Origin of the sequence: Fulvivirga kasyanovii, from assembly GCF_009711405.1 — a bacterium.
In the GTDB taxonomy this organism is placed as follows: domain Bacteria; phylum Bacteroidota; class Bacteroidia; order Cytophagales; family Cyclobacteriaceae; genus Fulvivirga; species Fulvivirga kasyanovii.
The window spans coordinates 1-9,286 of sequence record NZ_SMLW01000412.1; the positions used below are offsets into that span (position 1 = coordinate 1).

10 protein-coding genes are annotated in these 9,286 nt (G+C 42.5%); 4 read left to right on the forward strand and 6 right to left on the reverse strand.

Annotation, left to right across the window (positions count from 1 at the left end):
- Positions 1–115: 115 nt before the first annotated feature.
- Positions 116–2,260, forward strand: a complete 2,145-nt coding sequence (locus E1163_RS05650; RefSeq protein ID WP_155170375.1) for a prolyl oligopeptidase family serine peptidase — start codon at positions 116–118, stop codon at positions 2,258–2,260.
- A 48-nt stretch (positions 2,261–2,308) separates the two neighbouring features.
- A complete protein-coding gene (locus E1163_RS05655; RefSeq protein WP_155170377.1) occupies positions 2,309–2,758 on the forward strand; it encodes a GNAT family N-acetyltransferase in 450 nt (149 codons plus the stop codon).
- A 5-nt stretch (positions 2,759–2,763) separates the two neighbouring features.
- On the opposite strand, the gene E1163_RS05660 is transcribed toward E1163_RS05655, so the two are convergent.
- Positions 2,764–3,141: a DUF1987 domain-containing protein gene (locus E1163_RS05660; RefSeq protein WP_155170379.1), complete on the reverse strand. Its 378-nt coding sequence runs from the start codon at positions 3,139–3,141 to the stop codon at positions 2,764–2,766.
- 133 nt (positions 3,142–3,274) lie between these two features.
- Positions 3,275–3,577 (reverse strand): DUF4286 family protein, encoded by a 303-nt coding sequence (locus tag E1163_RS05665; RefSeq protein ID WP_155170381.1) that lies wholly within the window; start codon positions 3,575–3,577, stop codon positions 3,275–3,277.
- 105 nt (positions 3,578–3,682) lie between these two features.
- On the opposite strand from E1163_RS05665, the gene E1163_RS05670 reads away from it, so the two are divergent.
- Positions 3,683–5,158: an MltF family protein gene (locus E1163_RS05670; RefSeq protein WP_155170383.1), complete on the forward strand. Its 1,476-nt coding sequence runs from the start codon at positions 3,683–3,685 to the stop codon at positions 5,156–5,158.
- 53 nt (positions 5,159–5,211) lie between these two features.
- Positions 5,212–5,661, forward strand: a complete 450-nt coding sequence (locus E1163_RS05675; protein ID WP_155170385.1) for a hypothetical protein — start codon at positions 5,212–5,214, stop codon at positions 5,659–5,661.
- Here the strand turns inward: E1163_RS05675 and E1163_RS05680 are convergent.
- The 4 genes from E1163_RS05680 to E1163_RS05695 form a co-directional block, all read right to left on the reverse strand.
- Positions 5,650–6,987, reverse strand: coding sequence for an FAD-dependent oxidoreductase (locus E1163_RS05680; protein WP_155170387.1), 1,338 nt, complete (start codon positions 6,985–6,987; stop codon positions 5,650–5,652). The genes E1163_RS05675 and E1163_RS05680 overlap by 12 nt on opposite strands.
- A gap of 2 nt (positions 6,988–6,989) precedes the next feature.
- Entirely contained in the window at positions 6,990–8,258 is a 1,269-nt protein-coding gene (kynU, locus tag E1163_RS05685) for a kynureninase (protein ID WP_155170389.1), read from the reverse strand.
- A gap of 29 nt (positions 8,259–8,287) precedes the next feature.
- Complete coding sequence (locus E1163_RS05690; protein ID WP_155170391.1) at positions 8,288–8,767, reverse strand: methylated-DNA--[protein]-cysteine S-methyltransferase; 480 nt, start codon at positions 8,765–8,767, stop codon at positions 8,288–8,290.
- Positions 8,767–9,286 (reverse strand): 3-hydroxyanthranilate 3,4-dioxygenase (locus E1163_RS05695; protein ID WP_155170393.1); only part of this gene is annotated, 520 nt, incomplete at its 5' end. The genes E1163_RS05695 and E1163_RS05690, both read right to left, overlap by 1 nt.

The window sequence follows — 9,286 nt, forward strand, 5'->3', positions numbered from 1 at the left end:
CCCAATAAAGTGAAATATAAACCTTAAAAGGCATCCTTGAGCCTAACACGGACATGGATAGTAAAAGCTCAAAGCCGATTCCCAAACAACCATATTGAAATAAAACGTACACCCCATGAAACACCTGTTTAGTATTATATGTTTAATGAGCCTTATAATTTCATGTACCAAAGAGGAGAAGGCCAAAGAGGAGTCTCTCCCGTATCCGGAAACAGCAAAAGTAGACACGGTAGATGTTTATTTTGGTACGGAAGTGCCAGACCCCTACCGTTGGCTGGAAGATGACAGATCCGAGCAAACAGCCCAATGGGTTAAAGCTCAAAATGATGTGACTTTCTCTTACCTTAATGACATTCCTTTTAAGGATAAGGTGAAGCAGCGCCTGGAAGAGCTTTTTAACTATGAAAGGTTATACGCACCTAACAAGCATGGCGAGTACTACTATTTCTATAAAAATGATGGACTCCAAAACCAAAGTGTCTTATACAGAAAAAAAGGAATGGATGGGGAGCCTGAAGTTTTCATAGACCCTAATACTTTTAAGGAAGATGGCACTATCTCCCTGGCGGGCACAAGTTTTTCAAAAGATGGGTCTTTATTTGGTTATTTAATTTCCGAAGGAGGCTCTGACTGGAGAAAGGGAATAGTTATCAATACAGAGACCAAAGAGCAGGTAGGAGATACCTTGAGAGACATAAAATTCAGTGGCCTGGCCTGGAAAGGCAATGAAGGTTTTTACTATAGCAGTTATGATAAGCCCAAATCGGGCTCTGTGCTCTCCGGTAAAACACAGCACCACAAGTTGTATTATCATAAGCTGGGGACACCTCAGAGTGAAGATAAGATGATATTTGGTGGTGAAGAGCAGCCCAGAAGGTATATTGGTTCTTACCTTACGGAAGATGAGCGGTTTCTTGTGATTACAGCAGCCCAAAGTACCAGCGGGAATGAGTTGTATATCAAAGACCTTTCTGACCCTGAATCGAAGATTGTTACTATCATTGATAATTTTGATAATGACCATTATGTTTTGGCTAATGAGGGTCCGCGCCTTTTAATCCATACTAACCTTGGTGCCCCAAATAACAGGCTGGTTGAAACCGATATTTCAAACCCGGCTCCGGTGAGCTGGAAAGATGTGATACCGGAAACTGAAAACGTGCTTTCGACTTCTACCGCAGGAGGTAAAATATTTGCTGATTACATGGTGGATGCCAAAACGGAGGTGAAACAATATGATATGTCAGGCAAGCTTGAGCGTAATGTGGAGCTTCCGGGTATAGGAACCGCCTGGGGGTTTGGAGGTAAAAAGGATGAAAGCGAATTATACTACACATTTACATCATTCACTTATCCTTCAACCATTTTCAAATACGATATTGCCACAGGGAAATCTACTCTGTATGAACAACCGAAAGTGGATTTTAACCCGGATGACTATGAAACTAAGCAGGTTTTTTATGAAAGTAAAGACGGAACAAAGGTTCCTATGTTCATTGTGTATAAAAAAGGCATAGAATTAAATGGTAAGAACCCTACCTATCTGTATTCATACGGAGGTTTCAACGTGAGTCTGCAGCCTAGTTTTAGTACATCGCGTATAGTATGGCTGGAAAATGGAGGTATATATGCCCAGCCTAATATAAGAGGAGGGGGTGAATACGGTGAAAAATGGCATAAAGCAGGAACCAAAATGCAGAAACAGAACGTGTTTGACGATTTTATTGCTGCAGGAGAGTATCTCATCAAAAACAAATATACTTCCAATGACTACCTGGCTATAGCCGGAGGCTCAAACGGAGGACTTTTGGTTGGCGCTACCATGACCCAGCGTCCTGACCTAGCTAAGGTTGCATTTCCGGCAGTTGGGGTAATGGATATGCTCAGGTACAACAAATTTACTGCGGGTGCAGGTTGGGCCTCTGATTATGGTACTGCTGAAGACTCCAAAGAAATGTTTGAATATCTGCATGGGTACAGTCCTGTGCACAATGTGAAGGAAGGCGTAGAATACCCTGCTACCATGGTAACTACAGCAGACCATGACGACAGGGTGGTGCCTGCTCACTCCTTTAAGTTTATTGCCAATTTGCAGCAAAAACATGAAGGTGACAACCCGGTACTTATAAGGATTGAAACAGATGCCGGGCATGGAGCAGGAACTCCGATTTCTAAAACGATTGAACAGCAGGCTGATATTTATTCTTTTGCCTGGTATAATATGGGAGTGATCCCGCCTTTGGCAAAGTCCGCACAATAGATATATTTGGGGACTGAATATTTCAGTCCCCGTTTTAACTCTTATAAAATGATAATCCGAGAAGGAAAGAAAGAAGATCTGCCAAGAGCACTGGAGCTTATTAAAGAGCTTGCTGCCTATGAAAATGCCCCCGATGAGGTAACTAACACTGTGGAACAGATGGAGAAGGATGGCTTTGGAGACCATCCCATCTATGGAATGTTCGTTGCTGAAAACGAAGATCAGGTTATTGTTGGTATTGCTATCTACTATTACAGGTACTCTACCTGGAAGGGTAAGAGAATTTACCTGGAAGACATAGTGGTTACAGAAAGTGAACGTGGCAAAGGTACAGGCAAACTGTTGTTTGACCGGGTGATTCAACAAGGTAAGGAAAGTGACTGCTCAGGTATGGTATGGCAGGTGCTGGATTGGAATGAGCCGGCTATCAATTTTTACAAGAAATACTATAACGCCACTCTTGATGGAGAATGGATAAACTGCAGCATCAGCGTATAGCTATACTAAACTAATACTCCGAACTCAAAAGGAATGTCGACCATTTCTTCCAGTTCGTGCCCCATATCTTCCATGTCCTCATCATGCTGGTAATATTTCCATTTAACGACCACATCGTTGCCAAAAATGTAAAATTTATTCAGCTCAAAAAGGATATCGATGAGCATTTTGGAAGAAGAAGTGTTAAGATAGTCTATCTCAAGCTCAAGGACTGTTTTTTTGCTGGGTTCCTGAAAATAATTTCTTAGCCAACCAATTATTGCTTGATGAAAAGGCATAGTATCTTCCATGAAAGACCTTCCCTCGATCAGCAATCGACCGGTATCACCATCGAAGTGTATCTTTGGTGAATCCTCAGTTCGTTCAAAATATAGAGCTTTCATAACCTTAAATATATAATTCTTACCTGAATGCCAAGCTATGACGTAAGCTAAAGTAGCATATTTAAAGATAATATGCTTGAAAACTCTTTATTTTAACTATCATTGTTGTTTGGTTCGGAGCGAAGATGTAAGATTATACCTCTTCCAGTAGTGTCCTGAATGCTACATGTTTGTCTTTGTACCGGTTGCGATGCTCTTCGACAAGCTTTGGGGCATGATTATTGAGATATTCAACCACTTTGTCGACTGTTTGAGCAAAATATTGTATGGAGTAAGAAACACTTTGTTCTTCTTCTTGGCTTAATACTTTAAATATCTTGTATTCAATAAACATACCCGTGTCCATTACAGCAGGAATGTGCTTGCTTTTCATCCAGCCAAGCCATTCTTCTTCTGCGTCTATGTCGATGCCGACTGTTACATTATATAAAACCATTGATGTCTTTTTTCGTGTACAATATTTGCTAAAGCGTGTTCCGGTCACTCAGTTAGATCGGACTTGACTTTTATAGTAGCAAAATTATCATTATTTTCATAAATCATGATCTTTCAAATTGATAAAACCAGATGGAGATTAAGGGCTTCGATACTTTTGATGATATGTTCGGTAGTATGGGCTTGCCATAGATCTGGTAATGAGAGCACTGGCCCCAAACCTACTGAGGAGCCGGTGGTACAGGCTGTGGATTTCGATCTTAAAAAAATCAAAGAGCGAGGTACTCTAATAGCCATCGTTGACAACAGCTCTACAGGCTATTTTTTATATAAGGGGCAGCCTATGGGGTATGAGTATGACTTATTGGCACTTTTTGCAGAAAAGATCGGGGTAACACTTGAAATAAAATCTACAGCTAGTATTGATAAGGCGTTTGAAATGCTGAATGCGGGGGAGGGAGATGTAATCGCATACTCGCTGACCGTAACCAAGGCCAGAAAAAAAATTGTTGCCTTTACAGAGAGTCACTATACGGCACGACAGGTGCTGGTGCAAAGAAAGCCCAAAGGGTGGCGAAAAATGACCCGTGAGCAACTTGATAAAACACTGATCAGAAACCAGGTTGATCTTATTGGCGAGGAGGTACACGTAAGAAAAAGCTCCTCGTATGAAGAAAGGCTTCATAACCTGTCGCAGGAGATAGGAGGGGACATCATTATTATCGAAGATCAGGACAGTGCAGAAACTGAGGAGTTGATCAGGCGGGTGGCTCAGGGTAATATAAAATACACTGTGGCAGATGAGACAGTGGCTTTTGTGAACGCAGCGTACTATCCTCAGATTGATGTGAAGACTCCCATAAGCTTTCCACAGCAAATAGCCTGGGCCGTTCGGAAAAATGCGCCGGAGCTGCTTGCTGAAATGAACAGTTGGATGAAGCAACTGAAAAAGCAGGCAACTTTTAATGTGATCTATAACAAATATTTCAAGAGTCCACGAGCCTCTCTGAGAAGGGCAAAAAGTGATTTTTCATCTATTGGAGGCGAAAAGATCAGCGTATATGATGACCTGATCAAAGAGGCGGCCGATAGTCTTGGCTGGGACTGGCGATTACTGGCTTCTCAAATTTACCAGGAATCACATTTTAATCCCGAAGCGCAATCATGGGCCGGGGCTGTTGGGTTGATGCAATTGGTGCCTGAAACAGGATACAGGTTTGGGGCGGAAAACCTCTATGACCCCCGGCAGAGTATTATGGCAGGAGTGAATTACCTGCGCTTTTTGGATAAATTATGGGCAAAAACTATTGAAGACAAAGATGAACGGATAAAGTTTGTTCTGGCCAGCTATAATGTGGGGTTAGGACATGTTGTAGACGCACGTGAACTGGCTAAAAAGCATGACAAAGACCCTCAGAAGTGGGAAGGCAATGTTGAATATTACCTGCTGATGAAGTCCAAACCTGATTTTTTCCGGGATCCGGTAGTGGAGTCAGGCTATTGCAGGGGTGAAGAGCCGGTAAATTATGTTCGTGAAATTTTAAGCAGGTATGATCAGTATAAACAACTAATTTCTAGCTGAGATATCACGAAAATTTTTATATTTAGGATAAGCAATTCATCAAATAAAAATATATGGCTAAGTCGAAGATGGATGACCTCTATACTGAGTATACCCAGGTTCGTTTTCTGGATATTAATAAAGAGCAGTTTATCTATATTGCCCATCTGCTACCCTCTTGCCTGATAGTGATGAGCGATGGCCTGTTGGACCGGGAAGAGTGGGTTACATTAAAAAGGCTGTCGAAAATACTGGGTGATGAATTTGCTACGGAAGACCTTGGTCTTGAAGAAAAAGAGGAGAATCTCATGCTGATATACAAGGCAGAGATACGATACTTGCTGAAAAGCAGGGAACAGTGGGAAGCAAAGTTTATTGCGGCTTTGCGCGACTACCTGGCCAATAACAAAGCTTCCAAAGAATTTTTAAATGAAACCATGGAGCTATTCGCTTCTCAGGAACATGATCATGACAAAGCGGAGTACCGCACTTATAAAAGGCTAAAAGAAGAACTAAACCTTTAGCTTTTCTGCAATACTTTTAAAATCCAGTTTTTCCCACTTCTTTTCAATATTCGGGGTTTTCATCACTTCATCCATTATTTCTTTTTGCCGTTTACCTATTTCCATAGCTTCGGAGTATCGGATGTTTTCATTAAATGTGACCATAGAGTAAAGCGGTATCCATTGCTCAGGGTAGAGGTCGTGCAGTTTAGCCTCAATTTTTTTCCTTAGTAAAAACTCTTTGTCAGCCACCAGGTCCCGCATTTCTATAAAGTTTTGTAGAGCAAGATCAGAAATGGCATCGGCATCCGGCTTCCTTGAATCGTTGAACTTTTTAAGTACCACGTCCCAGTCATCATGATGCTGATCCAGTAAAGCATTAAGGATGCGACAGTCTTCAAAGCCGCTGTTCATGCCCTGGCCATAAAATGGCACTATGGCATGAGAGGCATCACCTATAATAAGCGTCCTCTTTTTTACCCAAGGGTGACATTTTACCGTCACCAGTGATGATGTAGGATTGGTTTGGAAGTCATCGGTGAGCGTTGGCATCAACTCATAAGCATCGGGAAATACCTTTTTGAAAAATTCTTCCACGTCACTTCTGGTTTGCAAAGTATCAAATGAAGGCTGCCCGTTGAAGGGAAAAAATAAAGTGCAGGTAAAGCTTCCATCCAGGTTAGGAAGTGCTATAAGCATATAATTGCCCCTTGGCCAGATGTGCAAAGCATTTTTCTCAATCTTGAAACCATTGTTAGCTGCAGGGGGAATGCTTAACTCTTTGTACCCATGCTCAATGTAGTACTGAGAATAGTTAAAACGGTCGGTACGCTGCATCAACCTTCTTACCACCGAAAATGCTCCGTCTGATCCTATAATGACATCGGCATTTTTTTCGATTCTCTTTCCGTTTACATCAAAGAAGAGAAGGTTCTTGTCAAAGTTTATCCCTAAACATGAATGATTGAAGTGTATATTGACCCCTAGCTTTTCTGCTTCATTCATCAGAAGCTCATTGAGGCCACCACGTGAAATGGAATTAATAGCCTGGCCTAGCCTGCCATAGGGCTGAAAAGTAAGGTAGCCCTTGTTGTCGTGCATCATTCTGCCGCGCATAGGGATCACCATCTTTTTTGCAGCTTCGCCGAGTCCAACTTCTTCCAGGGGCAGAAGCCCTCTGTTGCTCAGCGCCAGGTTGATAGAACGGCCCCCTTCAGCACCTCCTTTGCGCATATCTTCGCGGCGCTCATATATGTCTACTTTATAACCTCTTTTAGCCAGGTAAATAGCCATCAAAGACCCGACAAGGCCTGCACCTACAAGGGAAATCTTTTCTACATTTTGCATGTTTAAAATATTACTTTTTTCAAGATGTCGTAAAAGTTAAATACATCTTCAAATGTGTTATACAAAGGTACAGGAGCTACACGGATAACATTGGGTTCTCTCCAGTCTGCCACTACTCCTGATCTGGTAAGGTGCTCAAAAATAGCTTTCCCGTTTGAGTTGACCAGCAGTGATAACTGGCAGCCCCTTGAGTTGGTGTCAGATGGTGTAATAATCTCAAGCAGGTTTTCATTTTCCAGTTCTTTAAGCAATGACTCAAGATACCCTGTCAGTTTCAGACTTTTTTTACGTAGCGCTTCCATGCCGGCTTCATTGTATATTTCAAGGGCAGCGAGATGGGCAGCGCTGCTAAGCACGTTTACATTGCTCACCTGCCAGCCGTCGGCTCCCTCCATGGGCTTAAAGCCCTTTTCCATTCTAAACCTTTCCTCTTCATTATGGCCCCACCAGCCTGCAAACCGGGGTATGTCCGGATTGTTGCCATGTTTTTCATGTACAAAAATACCACTAACACCACCGGGTCCTGAATTGAGGTATTTATAGCTGCACCATGCAGCAAAATCCACCTGATGCTCATGCAGTTCGAGAGGTACATTGCCTACAGCATGAGCGAGGTCAAAACCCACAAGAGCACCAGCCTTGTGACCTGCTTCGGTAATTGTTTTGATATCGAAGAACTGCCCGGTGTAATACTGTACACCGCTAAGCATAACCAGCGCCAGGCTGTCTTTATGCTCTTCAATTTTCTTTACTATGTCTTCTGTTCTCAGCGTGTGCTCACCCTCTTTTGGTGCTATCTCAACAAGCGCTTCATGATAAGGCAAGTTGTGGAATTTTATCTGGCTCTCCACTGCATATTGGTCAGAGGGGAAGGCTCCTGCTTCTATCAAAATTTTATATCTGCTACTTGTAGGCCGATAGAATGAAACCATCATCATGTGGAGGTTTGTAGTCAGGCTGTTCATGGAAACCACTTCTGATGGCAGGGCTCCTACTATTTTAGCCAAGGCCTCTTTGCTAAACTTATGATAATAAAACCATGGACGCTTTTGAGAGTGAAAATGTCCGTCGACACCTAATGTAGCCCAGCCATCAAGCTCTTCTTCTATATATGTTTTTGTGTTTTTAGGTTGTAGCCCCAGGGAGTTGCCCGTGAAGTAAATGACTTCTTTCCCATTGAGCTTTGGAATATGAAACCTGTTACGGAATGCTTTAAGTGGATCTTCGTTGTCTGATTGTTGTGCGTATGCCAGCGTATTTTTATTACCCATTTGAAAAATTTGAATCTTTTGCGTCAATATTAGGCAAAAATTTTCATCTGTTCACTGCGTATAATGCCTTCATGTTTTAGCAGCCATTCCTTTTTGTCCAATCCCCCGCCAAAGCCTACGAGGCTTCCATCCTTGCCGATCACCCGGTGGCAGGGCACTATGATTGGGATTTTATTTTTGCCATTCGCAGTGCCAGCGGCTCTGATGCATTTGAGGTCTCCGAGGCGTATGGCCAGCTCACTGTATGAGATAGTTTTGCCATAAGGGATTTTCAACAATTCAGACCATACCCTGTTTTGGAAATCAGTTCCGGTCAGCTTTATCGGGATTGTGAACTGCTTTAAGTCACCCTGGAAATAAGATTCCAATTCACTGATACACTGTTGGATCAGCATATTTTCAGTGGTTCCGCTTTTTGTTTCCCGGGTAAAGCAAGCCTCTATGATGGCATCGTCATCTGCTGAAATCTTAATTCCTCCAACTGGAGATTGATAAACCACCGACTCCATTAAACAAAGCGTTCGTCCACCTCCATCACATGTCCGCAGTTGTCGCAGGTGCGTAGTTCTGTGGAACTGTAAAACTCCTTAAAGCGTGAGAGAAAATCTTTCTCAATGTTTTTTAGAGGGAAGTATGTTTCGTGCAGTTTATGATTACAGTTATCACAAAACCACATTAGCCCGTCGGTATGCTGCTCTTCCCTTACCCGCTCTATGACCAGCCCTACTGAGTTGGCAGGTCTTATAGGGGAGTGGGGGACTTTTGCCGGGTGCAAATAGATATCCCCTGCTTTTATGGCTACTTCTACCGCTTTACCATCTTCTTGTATCTTAACTGTAATATCTCCTTCGAGTTGGTAGAAGAGTTCTTCAGTTTCATTGTAGTGGTAATCTTTCCTGGCGTTTGGGCCGCCTACTATCATCACTATAAAGTCACCGGCTTCTACATAAAGGTTTTTATTCCCGATGGGAGGCTTCAAAATGTCGCGATTATCATCGATCCACTTTTGAAGGTTGAAGGGTCTTTTT